The organism is Lysinibacillus sp. NPDC097231 (assembly GCF_044761885.1).
Lineage (GTDB): Bacteria > Bacillota > Bacilli > Bacillales_A > Planococcaceae > Lysinibacillus.
Genome location: NZ_JBIWDH010000006.1, coordinates 106,649 through 125,410 on the forward strand (window position 1 = coordinate 106,649; position 18,762 = coordinate 125,410).

Sequence of the window (18,762 nt, forward strand, 5' to 3'; positions counted from 1 at the left end):
ATGCTTTCGCGCATAATACATTTGCTGAATGAAGATAAAAAAAGGCAATTCAAGATAACGGTAAGATATCATAAAGATAAACTCTTTGATATCAAACACATTTTCTTGAACTGCCTAGCAAATTGCAATCATTAATTCGATTCTACATTCTCATCTTTGGAGTAATTGTACTGAGAAGGATCAACTGGTGTATAGCCTGTTGGCGTATAGAATCTCAATAAATCACCATTCACGACTTTATCAGACAATTGCAATTTATGATCTACTTCATTTTTGATAGTTTTTGCAGACTCTAATTGACTATCTTCTAGTAGTAAACCTGTTTTATTATCATAAAACTTTTCATTAATTGAATAGATCGTTGGGCTGACAAAATCGCCATTTCTAAATGGCACAATTTCATCATGCTCTTCTGATAATAAGTCTGAACCAAATTGGACAAATTTTTGCGTATCTATTCCTAGTAAATGTAATACCGTTGGAAGAAGGTCTATTTGGCCACCATAAGTATGGTTGGTTCCACCTTGCATTCCTGGAACATGTATGAATAGTGGTACGCGTTGTAAATTAGTACTTTCATATGGTGTAATTTCTTTGCCAATTACTTGTTCCATCGCTGCATTATGATTATCAGAAATACCGTAATGGTCACCATAAAGAACAATCATCGTATTGTCATATAAACCTGATTCTTTTAATTGATTGAAGACCTGTTCGATTGCTTCATCTGCATAACGAGCTGTTTGGAAATAATTATCAACACTCGCATCACCAGTATTCGCTTTATCAATTGTTACTAGGTCTTGGCTCATTTTATATGGATAGTGATTCCCTACCGTAATTAATTTCGTATAAAAAGGTTGTGGTAAGGAACTTAAAAGACTTTGAGATTGTTCAAAGAAAGGTTTATCTAACACACCATATTCGGCCATGTCATTTGAAGAACCAGTATTATAATAATTAGCATCAAAGAATTTGTCGTATCCAAATGATTTATAAATTGCATTTCGATTCCAAAAACTTCCGTTATTCCCGTGGAAGACAGCCGATGTATAACCATAATCTTTTAAAATACTAGGAGCTGCTTGGTACGTATTTTGTGCTTTTGTAATATAAGCTGACCCTTGTGGTAACCCAAACAAAGAGTTTTCCAGCATAAATTCTGCATCGGACGTTTTACCCTGACCTGTTTGATGGAAGAAATTATCAAAATACAATGTATTCTTATCTTTTGTTAATGCATTTAAAAATGGTGTCACTTCTTCACCGTTTAATTTATAGTCGATGAGAAAGTTTTGGAATGATTCTAAATGTAAATAGATGACGTTCATTCCTTTAGCTGTACCAAAATATTTTGCATTTGGGTTGGCATAGTTAGATTTTGTATAGTTAATCACTTCTGTAATATCACTACTATCCGCCAAAGCTCTCTGTGAAGAAGCTTTCATCGTTTCTACTGTGTCATAAATAGTATAGTTATACATTCCTAAATATTTCACAATATAGTTTCTATCAAAACCTCGAGTTAATAGTTGCGGACGACTAGTTTCAGCCAATCCTAAATTTATGATTGATACTACTATTGCAAAAACAATAATTGCGATTGCTTTTTTATATCCAAAATGATTTGTTTCTTTTGGTATTTTTCTTGAGAATCGTAGGAAAAACATTACAAATACATCCACAAAGAACAAAATATCATAAGGCTTTAATAAAGAAAGAACACTACCACCTAAATCTCCAAAATTCTGAGTTTGGGAAATTGTGGGTAAGGTAATGAAATCACTAAAAAATCTGTAATACACAACATTGGCATATAAAAGAATAGACATAAGCGTGTAAATTACAACTAGTGATGTATATTTTTTCTTTCCTCTAAATAAAAATGAAAATCCTAGGAATAGCATTGCTGAACCTAGTGGATTTATTAGTAAAAGGAATTGTTGAAGGAATCCTTCTACACCTAATTCAAATTGTGCTGTTTGAGTGATGTATGTTTTAATCCATAACATTAAAACAGCTAATAAATATATCCCTAAAAAGTTGTTTAATAGTTCACCTTTTTTACTTACTAGATTTTTCATTGTTGCACCTACCTTATACTTATTTAAAATCAATTATGCCTCGGCATAATTGCGTCCGGAGCTTTAACATCTTTCAGCAAGTGTTTGGACACCCACTGAAAAAAGTTAAAATCTAAATGTATATTAACTTAGATTATAAGTATTTCATTTGTAAAAACGTTACTTCACAATAGCTTTTTTTCGTAGCGCTAATGTATATTACTCCCCATTTAAACTTCTGTCAAGTTGTTAAATATCATAAAAGACAATTAGTATAATTATTTGTAATTACCGGAAATCCTATCATAAAAATACCCGGCAAACGTTAGTTATTTCACTAACATTTGCCGGGTATTATTGGAAACCCTACTGTCATAGGTGAAGCTTAGCGCTAATCTCTAACAACATTTATAGTTGTATTCAAGATCACCTATTGCAGGGTGATCTTTTTTCAACTCAAAAATCTAAAAATAGCGTTAACAATCACCATGCCAACTAATTTTCTATTACATAATTCCATATCAGTGTTAAAGCCATAGTCAGTATTGAAAAGCATTATCACAAACCAGGTATCCTTTACTTGGTAATAACAGATACCTCAGCATGTGCTATATATAGCCATGAGATAACCTATACCATTTTAATCTTTTAGCGAAAAAAGTATGAACCTTTTCATACTTTTCTACATTTACCCCAAAGAAATATGGAATAAGCATGATAAAGTAGGAACTTTTATGAAATTATTCGCAGATGTTCAGATATGTTATGTAACAAACACTATTTGGCTCCATATAATTTATGTAGTTAAGCTTTTACATGAAACCAAATAAGCTCTTAAACGTAAATTTATTTAAGAAAAATTATAAAGGTCAGTAACTATATCAGGAAAAAGGGATGAGTCATATTAAGAAATGGTGGCAAAGCAAGAAAAACCAAACGAGAAAAAGTAAGAAGAGTGATAAAAATTATACCTTTTTAGATTTCATTTTTGATGTACTATTTTGTATCCCAGAATTAATTTTCTTACCCTTCAGATTAATCTTCTGGTTACTTAGAGGCATAAGAAAATTCATTGGGGGTGTATTTGATTTTGTATAAGGTTAACAATGAGGCTTGTTTTTCCCCAATTATTTTTATCATCGATGAGTGGTCGAATATTAAACAGATAACTAATTTGGTTGTCTGTTTTTTGGTATGTACTTCTTACTCTGAATTCCCTAAAATGGAAATATAGGTTTCAATTATATATAAATCGGTAAGGAGTATCTAATAAATGGATATACGGAAGAGTATGTTGTTTTTTATAACACCACTATTGTTTTTAGTTTCTTGTAGTAACGATGATCAAGTTGTTAAAAATGATATATCAACATTTCAAGAAAAGAAAATATATGAAATTAAACAACCTGCAAAGTTTAATGTTTCAAGAGGATTGATACTAAGTAATATAAACAATTCATTAAATGTAAATGAAATTGAGAGAGGACTAATGGACTTATCAGTAAATCACTTTTCTACAAACAAGTTTTATATGCAGGAAGGTCAATATTTAGATAAAACTATTATTAGTCAATGGTTAGATAGAAAATCAAAAGAAGGTTTTGGTTTAAACCCCTCTATAAAAAATAGTACTGGAGATGTTTTAGAGGATGAAAAAAATAATCCTAAGATATTATCTCATGTATTAGAACAAAATTTTATTAACAAAGAAAATGGAAAAGTAGAAGGAATGTCTTTAGCCATATCTTTAAATGAATTTTATGACATTAGAGTAACTGATGATAAAGGTTTAGTTTATACGGATCAGGTTAAAGTCGATAGTAACGATGATAATGTAAATGATGTAGAAAATTACGGTAAGGAAATAGCCGAAATTATAATTAAAGATATTAGAAACAATAAAAAAATACCTAATGTCCCTATTTATGTAACTTTATATCAAGAATCAAATAAAAACGATATAATTCCAGGAATATTTTTAGCTGAAACATTTATTCCAGAAGGAGGAAATAGAATAGATGAATGGACTGATATAGATATAAAAAATTATACATTCCCTTCAGATTCATTATATAGTTTAGACAAAGATACTTATGATAAATTATTAAATTTCAAAGAAGATATTCAAAAAGGTTTTAAACATTTAAATCCTAAAATAATTGGTAAACTTAGATATCAAAATGGGAAATTAATTGATTTAAAAATAGATGTTAACGTGCCTTTAATAAAGGATACTGAATTGATTGGTCTTTTACAATTCACTGGTGATAAATTAAATACTATTTTATTTGATTATATTCCTATTACTATTCGTATTATAGATCAAAAACAAGATGTTGGGATTATCCTTTGGGATCCAATTAAAAAACAGCTTTATGCAACTCCAATATAAAAATGGAAGAATGAGATGAAGTAATAGAAATCAATGTTTATTCATATTTTCTTTGTTCACCATGTTTACATTTTGTTTAGCTAATTTGTATTTATTATGTTCTATACGATTTTCAAACTATCTACAAAAACAAAAAAACGCTTGAAACCTAGTATTCATAAGGTTTCAAGTGTTTTTCATTCTGCTGTACTGTTATAAATACAATTCATACCGTTTACATATATAACCTAATTAGCCACCCATGAAGCGCAAAATTAGCACTTCACCACAGAAAATGAAAGATGTTAAGTTCTTCCATGGGAGTTCAATAACTAACAATCAATCCCAGGTTGTATCCCGTCAAGGATTTTTTCCGTCAATGGAGTACCATCCACCAACTACATCATTGTATTTTGATGTTGGTGACGATAAACCACCAATAACTTCATCATTATAAATAAACACAGTTACTCTCGTTTTGCCCATATCAAATAAGTCATCTAAAGGGTGATTTCTCACTATAAAATCAACAGTATCTATATTTTTATATATATATTTATCAGGACTCACACTTTGGACTTCCCACATCGCTTTGTATGGTAACACTTCTAATTGTGCTTTAGAAAATCTTAAAACATCCTCTGATTCAAAAGATAAAATCTTGTATCCTAATTCCTCTAAATGACTTTTTGCTATTTCACCTTTTGCACTTAGATTCTCATCTTCCTTTACGCATCCAGCCATTAATACAAGAAAAAAAGAAATTAGTAATCCTATCTTTTTCACCATACTCCCCCTCGTATATCTTATTCAACCATTCTGCTCCGTTAGTTGAATAGTAACAATCTTTTAGAAAATTACCCATTATTTTTCCAAAACAAAAAAAGTTGCGTGTAAGGTCAGAATAGCAGAAAGCGTCATTCAGAATCGAGGGCTTTGGGTTCACACAGTTTCAACGCAAAAAAAACGATCAACTTTGTAGCTCCAATCAGACCCTGTGTAAATGATTCCACTACTATATTATAAACGTCCACAGGCTCGTTAAATAACTCTGTCAGCTTGCTACGATTATTGCTGTAAGCTAATTCAACTAAATACTTTTTGAATTGCAACAGCAGTAAATTACAAAAAAACGATTGCTATGAACGCAACCGTTTTTTTTTAACAAATAAATACACATAAAATCCGTTATTAAGACCATCTTTTATATACTCGATTTTTTTAATTGTAACTTCTATTTGGTCATCTGAAAAAGTTTTCCCTATTTTTAAAGTTGGAATTTCCCTTTTTTCTTTTTCCGTTTTTCCATTATTTTAATCTCCAGTAATTGTTATCGTTTGAGTTTTTTGATTCCATTGGACATTTGCCCCTAATGACTCACTAATAAATCTAAGTGGAACAAGCGTTTTTCCACTCTTAACTTGTGCTGGAACTGATAAATTTATTGCATTATCATTTACTTTAGCATTTTTCGAACCTATTTTCAGCCATACTTTTATATTACCTTTTGAAGCATCAATTGTTTGAGTAGATTGATTCCACTGGACATTAGCACCAAGTGATTCAAAAATACCTCTTAAAGGAACTAATGTACTACCGTTTTCTATTATCGCTTGATTACTAAATGATTGTTTCTCACCGTTTATGTAAATTGATACTCCCAGTGATGCACTAGCGTTAACTGGAGTTGGAGTTGTAGGTGTTGGCGGCGTTGAAGCTGAGTAGTTTAAATAACTTGATGCTACATACCCCTTTGTCCCGTCATTTCTTTTCACAGGATACCAAACAAAATGGTTTTTCTTCGTTGATACTTCTTCATATTCAAAAGGACCCGTAATGGTAACAATTTCGCCTTCACGTAAAGTACTAAAAGGACTATCCATAGAAGGTCTTGTCCTAAATTTTACATTAGTTGTTGTTGCACTAACTTTTTGATTTGTTTTAAAAAAATACTTTGATTTTGTTAATGGTAAATCAAAAGGATAGTTCATCGCTGAAAATTTAATATTTTCCCTGCTGTTAGAGTCATATTGAAAATGTTCACGTAAAAAAGGCAGCTCTGTTAAGTCTATTAATTCCAATTTCTCAATAATTCGGAGAATTCTTTCTTGATAGGCATTTGCATTTCTTTCACCAGTTGCTTGGACAATTGGACTATTTACTGGCTTAGTACCGTTATAAGCCATGATAGCGAAGTACCAATGTTCCAGTACATCTCTTTCCCCACCGTTGATGCTAGGTAAATCCTTCCGCTTAAACATTTTATCTAGAGTCTCTACACCAGCTTGAATATTATAGACAATATCACTTTTTAGTCTATCTTGATTGTAGCCGGCTTGATTTGTAATTTGCATAATGCCAATTCCATTATCGGCTGTCACAATCACTTCACCATTACTATCGAAATGACGCCAATTTCCACTTTCACCTTCCGCTATTGCCTTCACAATTTCAGGAGGAACATCATAACTCAGTGCTGTTTCGGTTAACAAACAGTTCATTGTGGAAGAATTAGGGTTGACCTTCGATGCCGAATCATACTTACATGTATTTTCAATATCCTTAGCTAATACATTTTTATCTAAATTTATAGTTAGAGAGAGGGCACCAATGACAATAACGCTAATCAATGGTTTCAATATCTTTTTCATATCTGATTATTACACTTCCTTTCATATTTTCTAAAGTTAAGAGATTCAGATATATGTTACCATAAACCCAATATTTGGGACAGTGGTAATATTCAATGTTTCTTTCATTTAACAGGGTTGAGTGATAAATGATAGCCCTAACATATATATTCAGTGAAAGGGTTGTAAATAGTGATTGTTGGATTTTTACCTTTTTGTGAAATAAGTAGCTTCCTAAAGTCCATTGATACAAGCCCAAGCCAAATCTATTTCAACGTCCAAAGGCTCGTTAATGGCTCTATCAACTTGCTACGATTATTTCTATAAGCTAACTCAAAGTTGAAATGAATCAGCTTTGCTACGCTCTTCCTTAATCACACCCTCCATTTGATTAACTATATTCCTAACGCTTCTGAAAAGGACTTGTAGCGAGCTATGGCAGTCTTTTCTTCTTTGATAGAAGCGGTAAGCTCCTTAGTTGTCAGTGTGAAGTCTACATCAAATAATCCCGACTTTTGGACATAAAAAAAATCCTCCATTCAATTGAATTGGAAGATAATTTCGGTACGATGTTCACATAATTTCTTAGGGTAATAAAAAAGGGATTCTGCATCAATGACCGAAGCCCCGACCGAATCCCTAGTTTCTCACAAATCCAATTGTTTCAATGGTTTGTGACTGCTTTATAGACGTCCCAGGAGGGATTCGAACCCCCGACCGACGGCTTAGAAGGCCGTTGCTCTATCCTGCTGAGCTACTGAGACATGATGTCGTTGCTATGTATTCTATAGGAAGGACAATATTTATTATATATACTTTATAGAATAATGTCAACATTATTTTTACTATGAAGGCAAGGTTTGCCTCACAATGATTATTATATGAACTTAATACTTATTTTATGCTATTTCTAAATACTGCTTTTTCAAAAAATAAGCGATTTTTTGCTAAAATAATTAAAAGCAAAAAAATGGAGGTATGAAGATGTTTAAAGATTCAGTAGTAGTTGTAACTGGTGGTGCGCAAGGGATTGGCAAAGGCATTGTACTTGCGTATGCAAGAAATGGTGCCAAGGTTGTAATTGCTGATGTAAATCGAGAAAATGGTCAGCAATTGGAAAAGGATTTGCTGGAACAAGGTTATTCAGCTCTTTTTGTTGAGACAAATGTTACGAAAGAGCAGGACATTGTTTCTTTAATGCAAAAAGTCGTCGATCATTTTGGTACTATTCATATCTTAATTAATAATGCAGGGAAATTTCAACATAAATCTGCTTACGACGTAACGTTGGGTGAATGGAATGATATTATTCATACGAATTTAACGAGCGCTTTTTTCTGTGCAAGAGAGGCTGCCAAAATTATGCGTGCAAATGACAATGGTGGCTCTATTGTTTCTCTCTCCTCTACACGGGCTGAAATGTCTGAGCCAAACACAGAAGCTTATGCTGCAACTAAAGGTGGTATTGTTGCAATAACACATGCATTAGCATGTTCTTTAGGTCCAGATAATATTACAGTGAATTGTATATCGCCTGGTTGGATTGAAACAGGTGATTATGAACAGCTCCGTAAGATTGATCACGAGCAGCATTTGTCTGGGCGTGTAGGGGTACCCGAAGACATTGCGCAGGCTTGCTTCTATTTAACAAGCCCAACGAATAATTTTGTAACGGGTATCAATCTTACAGTCGATGGTGGAATGACAAAGAAAATGATGTATGAAGAATAACCCTATCCACTCCTTTCATAAACTTTCTTTCATATTCTAGAGTACCTCAGAGTATTCTAAACTAGAATAAAGCACTTGAAGGAGTGGATATACATTGTACTCATATCCATACGGATTTTACGTAAATCCTTTAAACATGCTCTATCGTGCTCCATACACCCAATATACTGCACCTATGCGCCATTTTTTACGGCAACAAAATGATCATCGTCGCTGTATCAGTAAAGCAGAAGCCGATTATATGGCAATGAATCGTCTGTTATGGATGGAGCACGTGAATTGGACGAGGATGACAATTATCAGTATTGTCTTTAACTTACCTGATATACCTTTTGTGCAGGAACTATTGTTACGGAACGCGATAGACTTAGGTAATTGTATACGGCCATTTTATGGCGACCAAATTGCTGATCGATACGCTGAGTTGATTAAAGAACACCTTATTATTGCAGCACAGTTAGTGACTGCGGCTGCCAAAGGAGATTCAGAAACAGCAGATGCAAAAGAAAAGGAATGGTATCGGAATGCTGACGATATCGCAGTATTTTTAAATAGAATCAATCCTTATTTGAGTATAGAGGCATTACAAAAAATGTTCTATACACATTTAGCTTTAACAAAAAACGAAGCCGTAACAATGATTCAGAAAGACTATAAATCGGATGTACAAATATTTGATGATATAGAAGCAGAGGCACTCGATATGTCAGATATGATTGCTGGCGCGATTGTCATGCAATTTTGTTACCTCTTTTAAATGTTATGAAGATAAGAAGCTGGGACATAACTAAATGGTTCCTTCATAAAGCCGATTAATCTCTAAATTAACAAAAACACGATAATAGAAAAACCGAACTATTCCGAAACACTTCATGAGTGTATCATTGAATAGTTCGGTTTTTTTGTTGGCTGAAACACTTTTGTCTCAACATCTTATTGCTTTTCCAAAACTGGTGAAAAAATTCTAGCTTTTTGTCTCTTCGAATAATGAGCAATCGGTTGAATCCCTTGTATCGTTTCTTTCACAAAAGGAGCTAGCGTATTGCTTTTAATGTTAATGTGAACTGGTTGCAGTTGCCATGGCATATGATTTATATCTATGCGAAGTATGCCTTTTTTCGATTTTGACCATGAATGATAACGTTCCACTATCCATTTTTCAAAGGTGGAACTAATTATTTCACTTGAAATCGGTTGATATGAAACCCTTAACCTCTCATCTATTGATCTTAATCCATGATATAGACTTGTAAAAGAAAAAATATTATCCCTTTGCTTTAAAGCTATTTTTGAATGGCGATAGGATAGACTGGCCTTTGTAGCTAATTGGACAATAAATCGATTCGTAACATCTAAGTTAAAGAAATAGATACCCTTCATGCCGTTATATGTAACATATGTACGGACATTCAGTTGTAGGTAAGAATCTATCCCAGGAAATGGTGGTAGATATCTCATTCGTTGTCCTTTTACTTTAAAAAGGACGACGCTAAGCCAAGCATTACTTTCATAGAGATCCAGCTTAAATTCTTGCGGGATATGCGGCTCCAGTTCATTAGGCGATACTGGCCAATGCAAAAACAATACATCTTGCCATATTTGCGTCATAATCCAAGTTTTGCTCCACATCCAATAACCCCCTCCTGTAGAATCAATTCTTTCCTACTCAGGAGTTATTCAAACAAACAGCACTATTTTTGTTCTGTTTCTAGCATTTCTTTTTCCACATATTGATAATATAAATTGCGTAATTCAGATTCTTTAAAAAGACCTAAATGACTTTTATATTGTGGATGCACTAAAATTCCATGTTCTCGAAGTCTCTTAACAAACCAACCTTTTGAGTATTTATGCACCATATACATTCTCCTTCACTTTTATTCTTACATAGCGTATGCTCAAGAATTTGTGTCGTGACAATTATATGAAATCAATTTCGCCTTGGCGTAATTGCGTCCGGATTTTGAAATTGTGCCGTTTGTAGGAAGTTAACCTAAAACCGTCACTTCCTATGACAACGGTTAACTGACCTACATCGTGCAGGCCTACTTTTAAAATCCGTGACATCCGCCGGAGGCTTTGGGCCAACGTGATGTTGGTCACTCAGTTGTGTGTTGTTGTTGTTGTTGCTGTCGCTTCGCTTTCGCACAGATAAAACCTTGTTGCTGTCGCTTCGCTTTCGCACAGATAAAACCTTGTTGCTGTCGCTTCGCTTTCGCACAGATAAAACCTTGTTGCTGTCGCTTCGCTTTCACACAGATAAATTGCCACAGGACGTGGCGTTCTTAGACTGAGTTCCTCTATTTCAGTGGTGTTTGGACACCCACTGAATGAAGATAAAAAAACGAGGGAAATTATCCCTCGTTTTAGCTTATGTGCCACAAAAAGTCCTATATGGTTGATTCGATTGTGCTGGTAATGTGGCATATTCCATTTGATCCTTAGTATGTGCAAAAGGATATGCAAGAACATTTAATAATCGTTCCATCACACTGAAGTCCCCATGTTCAACAGCAGCCTCTAACGCCTCTTCCACACGATGATTTCGTGGGATTACTGCTGGATTAAGATTGCGCATTAATTGTTGGGACATGTCCTTTGTTTCTTGTTGCCTTTCCAGTCTTGCTAGCCATTTTTCATGCCAATCTTTAAATTCATTTGTGTTAAAAAGTGCTGAGTCATCCAGTTTATTGAAAGTTAATGCGATAAATGTATTCGTATAATCAGCCTGAGATTGCTGCATTAGCTTGAGAAGCTCATCTATTAGTACCGTATCCTGTTCTTCCTCATTAAAAATTCCAAGTTTCGCTCGCATACCTGCTAACCAGTTAGCATAGTAAAGCTGTGGGAATAGTTTTAGTGTCCCTTGAGCAAGATTTACTGCCTCTTCTTGATTTTCATGAATTAACGGTAATAATGCCTCGGCAAATCGTGTTAAATTCCATCCACCGATATTGGGCTGATTGCCGTAAGCATAACGACCTTGTCGATCAATAGAGCTAAAGACTGTCGCTGGATCATAAGTATCCATGAAAGCACAGGGACCATAATCTATCGTCTCACCACTAATCGTCATATTATCTGTGTTCATGACACCGTGTATAAAACCAACTAGCTGCCATTGTGCAATGAGAGACGCCTGCTTCTTGATGACTTCTTGAAGTAGATATAGATAACGATTTGGGGTATCATCAGCATGAGGATAATGACGTTCCAATGCATAATCCGCCAGTATTAGAAGCTCTTCGTCAGTCCCCCATTGTGCCGCATATTGGAAAGTTCCTACTCGCAAATGGCTACTTGCAACCCGAGTTAAAATAGCACCTCGAAGTTCGGTTTCGCGAATAATCGTTTCACCTGTTGTCATCACGGCTAAACATCGAGTGGTCGGAATACCGAGAGCATACATAGCTTCACTTATAATATATTCACGTAGCATTGGACCAAGTGCAGCACGACCATCTCCTCCACGTGAATAAGGGGTTCTACCGGAGCCTTTAAGTGCGATATCAAATCGTTCATTTTTTGGAGTTATTTGCTCACCTAGCAATAGGGCTCTTCCATCCCCAAGCATATTAAAATGGCCAAATTGATGGCCTGCATAAGCTTGTGCAATAGGCATGCCACCAGTCGGTATGTCGTTACCAGCAAAAATTGCTTCCGCTTCTTCACTTTGCAAAGCGTCTGAGTTTAACCCAAGTAATTTTGCGACTGGTTCATTTAGCATTATTAATTTTGGGGAGCGTACTGGATTTAAAGTGAGTGAAGTATAAAAAATGCTTGGTAGACGGACATAACTATTATCAAAATTCCATCCTATTGTATTTTCCATGTTTTCTCCTTTGATGCTTTTATATTATTGTTTCTACTTCATCCTAAACAATTCATAGCCATTTTTACCATTTGTTTAGATCAATTTCGCCTTGGCGTAATTGCGTCCGGATTTTGAATTGTGCCTAGGCCTGCGTGAGGGCCGACACGATGTCGGTCATTTCGGTAAAGCCACAGGACGTGGCGTTCTTAGACTGAGTTCCTCTATTTCAGTAGGTGCTTGGACACCCACTGAAAAGGTAATCAAAATCGCATTCATCTCATCAACTATAGAGGTGGGAGTCTTCAACTGAATGAAAGTAAAAGAAAAACGCTTTGAGTTTCTAAAAACTTAAGCGTTTTTGTTAAATTATTTTCGCGTAAACGTATGACTAGAAATACAGTGATTCTCTTCCGTAAAGAACTTTACTTCAAAATAAGTATCTTCAATCTCTATGAGGGCAAAGCTTTTCTCTTTACGACCACGTGGCTTTAATAAGCTTCCTGGATTTAAAAATAATAGATCATCAATCATTTCAGCACCGAGGATATGAGAATGTCCGAAGCACACAATTTGTGCGTTAACCTCTTTGGCACGATAAGACAAAGATAAGATAGATGTTTTCACATTGAATAAATGACCATGTGTGACAAAGACTCTTACGTCCGCTATTTCAAATACTGCTTCATTGGGAAAGGCTTTATCGCTATCACAATTCCCTCGTACTTTTTTCATGCGCTCCAACGCTTCATGTGTATAAGGAAGCTCACTATCTCCACAATGAATCAAAGTTTCAACACTTGGGTAATAGCCACGAACTTTTTCAATCACATCACTATCACCATGTGTATCACTCATAACTAGTATTTGCATGGATATCACCTCTTACTTAATAAGATTAGGTAAATGTTCCTTCAACTTACGAATCGCATTCCCACGGTGGGAAATCGCACCTTTTTCTTCTGCTGTTAGCTCAGCCATCATATGGTTTAAGCTTGGTACGAAGAAGATTGGATCATATCCAAAGCCGTTCGTGCCACGCTTTTCGTGTGCAATGACACCTTCACAAGTACCAAAAACAGTTGTCGTTTCAAAGTCTGGCCCTGCAATAGCGATACAGCAGCAGAAGCGTGCTGTTCGTTTTTCATCTTCGACATTTTTCAAGTTTTCTAACAGCTTCACCATGTTTGCCTCATCATCATGATCACCCGCATAACGAGCAGAATAAACACCTGGTTCACCATTTAATGCATCGACAGCTAATCCACTATCATCAGCAATAACAATTGTACCAAGCTCTTTTGCCAATGTTTCTGCCTTTAATACAGCATTTTCTTCAAAAGTAGTGCCTGTTTCTTCTATTTCCATCTCTGGAGCAACATCAAACATTGTTACTACTTCATAGCCAAGTGGACCAAATAATGCCTCGAAGTCTTTTGCTTTTCCTTTGTTTTTAGTTGCAATCACTACTTGTTTCATGTTATTGAGCTCCTCCCACTTTGTTCGCTAATTCACCAAGTGCCTCTTTTTGAAGTGCAATCAATTCTTGAATACCCTTTTCACCTAACGAAAGGAGATCATTTAATTCTTCACGAGAAAAGGTTGCTTCTTCGCCTGTACCCTGTAGTTCAACGAATTGACCAGCTCCTGTCATGACGATATTCATATCTACCGCAGCAGCAACATCTTCAACGTAGTTTAAATCTAAAATTGCACCATGATCCTCTACAATCCCAACACTCGTTGCAGCTAAGTAGTCTGTCACTGGGAATTTTTTTAATTGCTTTTGTTCTGCAAATTTGGAAATTGCCTGAGTCATCGCTACAAATGCACCGGTAATGGATGCTGTACGTGTCCCTCCATCGGCTTGAATCACATCACAATCAATCCAAACAGTACGTTCACCGAGCGCTTCTAAATCAACGACAGCACGTAATGCACGACCAATTAAGCGTTGGATTTCCATTGTTCGGCCGTTGACTTTACCACGTGATGATTCACGTGGTGTGCGCTGTGCTGTTGCACGAGGTAGCATTGAATACTCTGCTGTGATCCAGCCCTTACCTTGTCCACGTAAAAACCCTGGAACCTTATCTTCAATTGTTGCTGTGCAAATAACTTTTGTATTGCCTACTTGAATTAAAACTGAGCCTTCTGGGTGTAAAAGATACTCGCTATCTATTTTTACAGGACGCAGTGCATCTACTTTTCTTTCATCAAATCTTGTCATAATTTTCGTTCCTCCTAAAAACTTTCGCGCACTCATCTTAACATAATTTTAACCTTCAAAAAAGTGCTCGGTCCTTGCTAAAAACGTCAAAAATCAGCCTAGCTCATGCTAAGCTGATTTTTTATTTTAATGTAATACGGTTTATATTGAGCGGACCCTGCTCGAGCCAATTTTCAGCAATCGAGCGGAAAATTGGAACAGAACCGGTTGCATAATATTTATGTGCAGGCACAGCATCTGAATCAGCCAAAGTGCCATTATACGCAAGCATTTCTTGAACATCCTTTGCTGTTTCTTCTGCAGAAGAAAGCACGAAAACTTCTTCTCCAACAACAGCTTCAATCTGTCTTTGTAATATGGGATAATGCGTACAACCTAATATGACCGTATCAAATTGTTCATTTTTCAACGGCTTTAAGCCTTCTGTAATTAATTTATTTGCAAATTCACCTTTATATTCGCCACTTTCTACAAGTGGTACGAATGTTGGACATGCCAACGGAATAATATGTGTTGACGTGTTCAATGACAGTAAGGCTTCCTCATACGCCCCACTTTTTATTGTTCCTTCTGTTGCAAGCACAACGACTTCATGTCGCTTCGTTTTCTTTACAGCTGCACGTGCGCCAGCATTAATAACGCCTAGTACCGGAAAAGGCATATTTCGTTGTAAACTTTCGAGTGCTACTGCAGTCGCTGTATTACAAGCAATAACGAGCATCTTGATATTCATTTTCTCGAGTGCTTTCGCCATTTGCCAAGTGAAATTCCGTACTTCTTGTCGAGTTCTAGGACCATATGGACATCTTGCTGTATCGCCAATATAGTAAATCGTTTCGTTTGGCAATCGCTTCATTATTTCCTTTGCTACGGTTAAACCGCCTACTCCTGAGTCAATAACGCCTATCGGGGCATTCATACTTTCCGCCTCAATCCTGTTTCATGTGTACATGTAGTTTTTGTAAATAGCTTGATAATTGCGCGACTTCTTGTTCATTAAAGCCAACAAGCTTTTCTTGCAAATATTGTTGTCTTTTTTCAATAACCTCTTGTATAATACGTTCGCCCTTCTCGAGAAGATGAACAACAACGACACGACGATCATTTTCGTCACGCACCCGCTTAACTAATTCATTTTTCTCCATTCGGTCCACTAAATCTGTTGTTGTACTAAAAGCTAAGTATAATCGGTTTGACAAGTCGCCAATTGTAATATCACCAAGCTCCTCTAACCACTGTAATGCAACAAATTGTGGCGGCGTAATCGCATATTGTGAAACAATCTCTCTTCCTTTTTGCTTCACAATGGCCGCTATATAGCGTAATTCCTTTTCAACCGTTGCAACGGTTTCAGGTGAGTGCTTTGTTACTTCATCCGACATATAACTATTTCACTCCTAAAAATACGTTGAATAGTTCTATTTTGTCGTTTTTTTCACGAAATAGCAAGTGTCCATTAGTCTAATTTGAATTCTTCTAAGCGTAACAGCTCAATTAACGCCTGAGATCGATTCGTTACACCTAGCTTTTGAATTGTATTGGAAATGTGATTTCGCACTGTTTTTTCACTAATACCAAGCTGCTCTGCAATGTCCCTAGTTGTTTTTTCAGCTAATAAAAGCGCAAATATTTCACGTTCTCGGTTCGTTAAAAGAGAACGATGATGAGAGCCATTCATTTTCAGTTACACCCTCCTCCCCCGCACGTATTGTAACTTATGTTAAGGAGTGAGGAGCGGTGACGGCTATTTTCATGAATATCGCGTGTTTTCTCAAAAAATTCGGAAATTGTTTCCACAAATTAATGAATCAATTATGCCTTGGCATAATTGCGTCCAGAATCAGCTTTGTGCTTAGGCTTGCAGATGTTTTTTGTGCGAAAGCGTAGCAACAGCAACAACAAATGTTTTTCTGTGCGAAAGCGCAGTGCTAACGTAGCGGCAGCAACATGGTTTTGTCTGTGTGAAAGCGTAGCGGCAGCAACATGGTTTTGTCTGTGCGAAAGCGTAGCGGCAGCAACATGGTTTTGTCTGTGCGAAAGCGTAGCGACAGCAACATGGTTTTGTCTGTGCGAAAGCGTAGCGACAGCAACATGGTTTTGTCTGTGCGAAAGCGTAGCGACAGCAACAACAAATGTTTTTCTGTGCGAAAGCGCAGTGCTAACGTAGCGGCAGCAAAATGGTTTTGTCTGTGCGAAAGCGTAGCGACAGCAACAACATGAAGTTAAACAATCAATTCAGCAGGTGAAATGGTTGTTTAATATCGAAAAAAGCCACATCCTTTTCAAGACTAAATAACCGCTAAGCTAGCAAGATGAGCCTTTGCCTCTTCAGATATGGCTACACTCTTTCCAGTTCGAGGATCCATCTGTACTACCGTACCGCGGCCAGTGAAACAAACCTCATCGTTTTGATTTTTAGCTAAGTAATGTATATCCATTGATGAATTTCCTAATTTCGCTACCTTCGTATAAATTCGAAGAACATCATCAAAGAAAACTTGCTTAACATAATCACACTGTAAATCGGCCACTATCGGGATTCCTTCAACATTTTCATCAATTGCTGACGGCATAAGAACCCCTAAATAGCGGAAGTAATCGATTCGTGCCTGTTCAAAATATGTAAAACTAACTGTATTATTCATATGACCGTACATATCTGTTTCTGAAAAACGGACTCGTACTTCAATATAAAATGAAAAGTCCTTTACCCATTTCTGAAAATCCTCAATATAATTAGCTCTCATCTAAACCATCCCCCTAAAATTAAATTCGCCTCCGTTATATCCGAAGATCTAAAAACGGATTAAGCGAGTTCATTAATGAATACATATTCATTATATAGGAAAATACTATATTATCATAGAAAATACGAATTTTTACTTGATTTATATCAATTATACCTCTGTGTAATTGCATCCAGATTCGACTTACTACCCGTTTAAGCGGGGAAAATTACTTTAATAAAAAAACGAGGCTGGGACAAAAAGAAAAATGTTAGACCGATTTTATTTCGACCTAACATTTTTTTGATTTAGGAAGGAACACTCTACTCATTGAAGCGAAAAAGTTATTATCTATTTTCGCTATTTTTTAAAATAATCGAGTTCTGTCCCAGCCTCGTTTTGAAGTAAAGCTTGTACAATTAGTCAACAAAGTGGTCAGAACCGAAGAAGTTACGGAACATTTGCACTGAAGTTGCACGGTTTAATGATGCGATAGATGTTGTTAAAGGAATACCTTTTGGACAAGCAGCTACACAGTTTTGAGAGTTACCGCAGTTTGCAAGGCCTCCATCACCCATAATTGCATTTAAACGTTCGTCTTTAATCATTGCACCAGTTGGGTGAGTGTTGAATAGACGTACTTGTGATAATGGTGCTGGTCCGATGAAAGAAGCTTTCTCAGACACGTTTGGACATGCTTCCATACATACACCACAAGTCATACATTTAGATAATTCATAAGCCCATTGACGTTTACCTTCTGGCATACGAGGACCTTCACCTAAATCGTAAGTACCGTCGATTGGAACCCATGCTTTAACTTTTTTAAGTGCGTTGAACATACGTTCACGGTCAACTTGTAAGTCACGAATAACAGGGAATGTTTTCATTGGTTCAAGTTTAATAGGCTCAGTCAATTGGTCAACAAGTGTTGAACAAGATTGACGTGGGCGACCATTAATAACCATTGAACATGCGCCACAAACTTCTTCAAGACAGTTCATATCCCAAGCTACTGGTGATGTTTTCTCACCATTTTCTGTAACAGGGTTTTTTTGAATTTCCATTAAAATTGAAATTACGTTCATACCATGACGGTAAGGCACTTGGAATTTTTGCCAGTAGCCATTGCCGCCTTTTGTATCTTGACGTAAAATTTCTACTTTGACCATTCTTCCAGTATTAGCTGCGATTTGCATA

Annotated in this window: 19 protein-coding genes and 1 tRNA gene; 4 read left to right on the top strand and 16 right to left on the bottom strand. The window is 35.9% G+C overall.

Annotation, left to right across the window (positions count from 1 at the left end; translation table 11 throughout):
- Window positions 1-131 precede the first annotated feature (131 nt).
- Window positions 132-2,084: a lipoteichoic acid synthase gene (ltaS, locus tag ACIQXF_RS06175; RefSeq protein ID WP_402780239.1), complete on the bottom strand. Its 1,953-nt coding sequence runs from the start codon at window positions 2,082-2,084 to the stop codon at window positions 132-134.
- 1,252 nt (window positions 2,085-3,336) lie between these two features.
- Between ltaS and ACIQXF_RS06180 the strand changes: the two genes are divergently transcribed.
- On the top strand, window positions 3,337-4,455 hold the full coding sequence (locus ACIQXF_RS06180) for a CamS family sex pheromone protein (protein WP_402780241.1): 1,119 nt from the start codon (window positions 3,337-3,339) through the stop codon (window positions 4,453-4,455).
- Between the two features lie 339 nt (window positions 4,456-4,794).
- Here the strand turns inward: ACIQXF_RS06180 and ACIQXF_RS06185 are convergent, their stop codons facing one another.
- The 3 genes from ACIQXF_RS06185 to ACIQXF_RS06195 all read right to left on the bottom strand — a co-directional run bounded on the left by ACIQXF_RS06185 (window position 4,795) and on the right by ACIQXF_RS06195 (window position 7,828).
- Complete coding sequence (locus tag ACIQXF_RS06185) at window positions 4,795-5,223, bottom strand: hypothetical protein (protein ID WP_402780243.1); 429 nt, start codon at window positions 5,221-5,223, stop codon at window positions 4,795-4,797.
- A 524-nt stretch (window positions 5,224-5,747) separates the two neighbouring features.
- Window positions 5,748-7,085 (bottom strand): stalk domain-containing protein, encoded by a 1,338-nt coding sequence (locus tag ACIQXF_RS06190; protein ID WP_402780245.1) that lies wholly within the window; start codon window positions 7,083-7,085, stop codon window positions 5,748-5,750.
- A gap of 669 nt (window positions 7,086-7,754) precedes the next feature.
- A tRNA-Arg gene (locus ACIQXF_RS06195) sits at window positions 7,755-7,828 on the bottom strand.
- A 220-nt stretch (window positions 7,829-8,048) separates the two neighbouring features.
- Here ACIQXF_RS06195 and ACIQXF_RS06200 point away from each other — a divergent pair.
- Together ACIQXF_RS06200 and ACIQXF_RS06205 are read left to right on the top strand one after the other, a co-directional pair.
- On the top strand, window positions 8,049-8,795 hold the full coding sequence (locus tag ACIQXF_RS06200) for an SDR family NAD(P)-dependent oxidoreductase (RefSeq protein WP_402780247.1): 747 nt from the start codon (window positions 8,049-8,051) through the stop codon (window positions 8,793-8,795).
- Window positions 8,796-8,889: 94 nt separating this feature from the next.
- The gene (locus ACIQXF_RS06205) at window positions 8,890-9,552 is read left to right on the top strand and encodes a hypothetical protein (protein WP_402780249.1); all 663 of its coding nucleotides are present in this window, start codon (window positions 8,890-8,892) and stop codon (window positions 9,550-9,552) included.
- A gap of 176 nt (window positions 9,553-9,728) precedes the next feature.
- Here ACIQXF_RS06205 and ACIQXF_RS06210 read toward each other — a convergent pair whose 3' ends face one another.
- From ACIQXF_RS06210 to ACIQXF_RS06255, 10 genes are all read right to left on the bottom strand, one after another.
- Window positions 9,729-10,424, bottom strand: a complete 696-nt coding sequence (locus ACIQXF_RS06210) for a YqjF family protein (protein WP_402780251.1) — start codon at window positions 10,422-10,424, stop codon at window positions 9,729-9,731.
- A 62-nt stretch (window positions 10,425-10,486) separates the two neighbouring features.
- A complete protein-coding gene (locus ACIQXF_RS06215; protein WP_402780253.1) occupies window positions 10,487-10,654 on the bottom strand; it encodes a DUF2639 domain-containing protein in 168 nt (55 codons plus the stop codon).
- A gap of 240 nt (window positions 10,655-10,894) precedes the next feature.
- On the bottom strand, window positions 10,895-11,050 hold the full coding sequence (locus tag ACIQXF_RS06220; protein ID WP_402780255.1) for a hypothetical protein: 156 nt from the start codon (window positions 11,048-11,050) through the stop codon (window positions 10,895-10,897).
- A gap of 116 nt (window positions 11,051-11,166) precedes the next feature.
- Complete coding sequence (locus ACIQXF_RS06225; protein WP_402780257.1) at window positions 11,167-12,627, bottom strand: protein adenylyltransferase SelO; 1,461 nt, start codon at window positions 12,625-12,627, stop codon at window positions 11,167-11,169.
- A gap of 348 nt (window positions 12,628-12,975) precedes the next feature.
- Window positions 12,976-13,479 carry a metallophosphoesterase gene (locus ACIQXF_RS06230; protein WP_402780259.1) on the bottom strand — a complete coding sequence of 168 codons (504 nt, stop codon included), beginning with the start codon at window positions 13,477-13,479 and terminating at the stop codon, window positions 12,976-12,978.
- 12 nt (window positions 13,480-13,491) lie between these two features.
- Window positions 13,492-14,085, bottom strand: coding sequence for an XTP/dITP diphosphatase (locus ACIQXF_RS06235; protein WP_402780261.1), 594 nt, complete (start codon window positions 14,083-14,085; stop codon window positions 13,492-13,494).
- A gap of 1 nt (window position 14,086) precedes the next feature.
- Window positions 14,087-14,836, bottom strand: coding sequence for a ribonuclease PH (rph, locus tag ACIQXF_RS06240; protein WP_402780263.1), 750 nt, complete (start codon window positions 14,834-14,836; stop codon window positions 14,087-14,089).
- A gap of 121 nt (window positions 14,837-14,957) precedes the next feature.
- Window positions 14,958-15,755 (bottom strand): glutamate racemase, encoded by a 798-nt coding sequence (racE, locus tag ACIQXF_RS06245; RefSeq protein WP_402780265.1) that lies wholly within the window; start codon window positions 15,753-15,755, stop codon window positions 14,958-14,960.
- A gap of 10 nt (window positions 15,756-15,765) precedes the next feature.
- Window positions 15,766-16,218 (bottom strand): MarR family winged helix-turn-helix transcriptional regulator, encoded by a 453-nt coding sequence (locus ACIQXF_RS06250; protein ID WP_402780267.1) that lies wholly within the window; start codon window positions 16,216-16,218, stop codon window positions 15,766-15,768.
- 74 nt (window positions 16,219-16,292) lie between these two features.
- The gene (locus tag ACIQXF_RS06255) at window positions 16,293-16,514 is read right to left on the bottom strand and encodes a helix-turn-helix domain-containing protein (protein WP_004226437.1); all 222 of its coding nucleotides are present in this window, start codon (window positions 16,512-16,514) and stop codon (window positions 16,293-16,295) included.
- Between the two features lie 234 nt (window positions 16,515-16,748).
- On the opposite strand from ACIQXF_RS06255, the gene ACIQXF_RS06260 reads away from it, so the two are divergent.
- A complete protein-coding gene (locus ACIQXF_RS06260; protein ID WP_402780269.1) occupies window positions 16,749-17,003 on the top strand; it encodes a hypothetical protein in 255 nt (84 codons plus the stop codon).
- A gap of 121 nt (window positions 17,004-17,124) precedes the next feature.
- Here ACIQXF_RS06260 and ACIQXF_RS06265 read toward each other — a convergent pair whose 3' ends face one another.
- The gene (locus ACIQXF_RS06265) at window positions 17,125-17,583 is read right to left on the bottom strand and encodes an acyl-CoA thioesterase (protein WP_402780271.1); all 459 of its coding nucleotides are present in this window, start codon (window positions 17,581-17,583) and stop codon (window positions 17,125-17,127) included.
- A gap of 398 nt (window positions 17,584-17,981) precedes the next feature.
- The gene (sdhB, locus tag ACIQXF_RS06270; protein ID WP_402780273.1) at window positions 17,982-18,761 is read right to left on the bottom strand and encodes a succinate dehydrogenase iron-sulfur subunit; all 780 of its coding nucleotides are present in this window, start codon (window positions 18,759-18,761) and stop codon (window positions 17,982-17,984) included.
- Between the last annotated feature and the right edge of the window lies 1 nt (window position 18,762).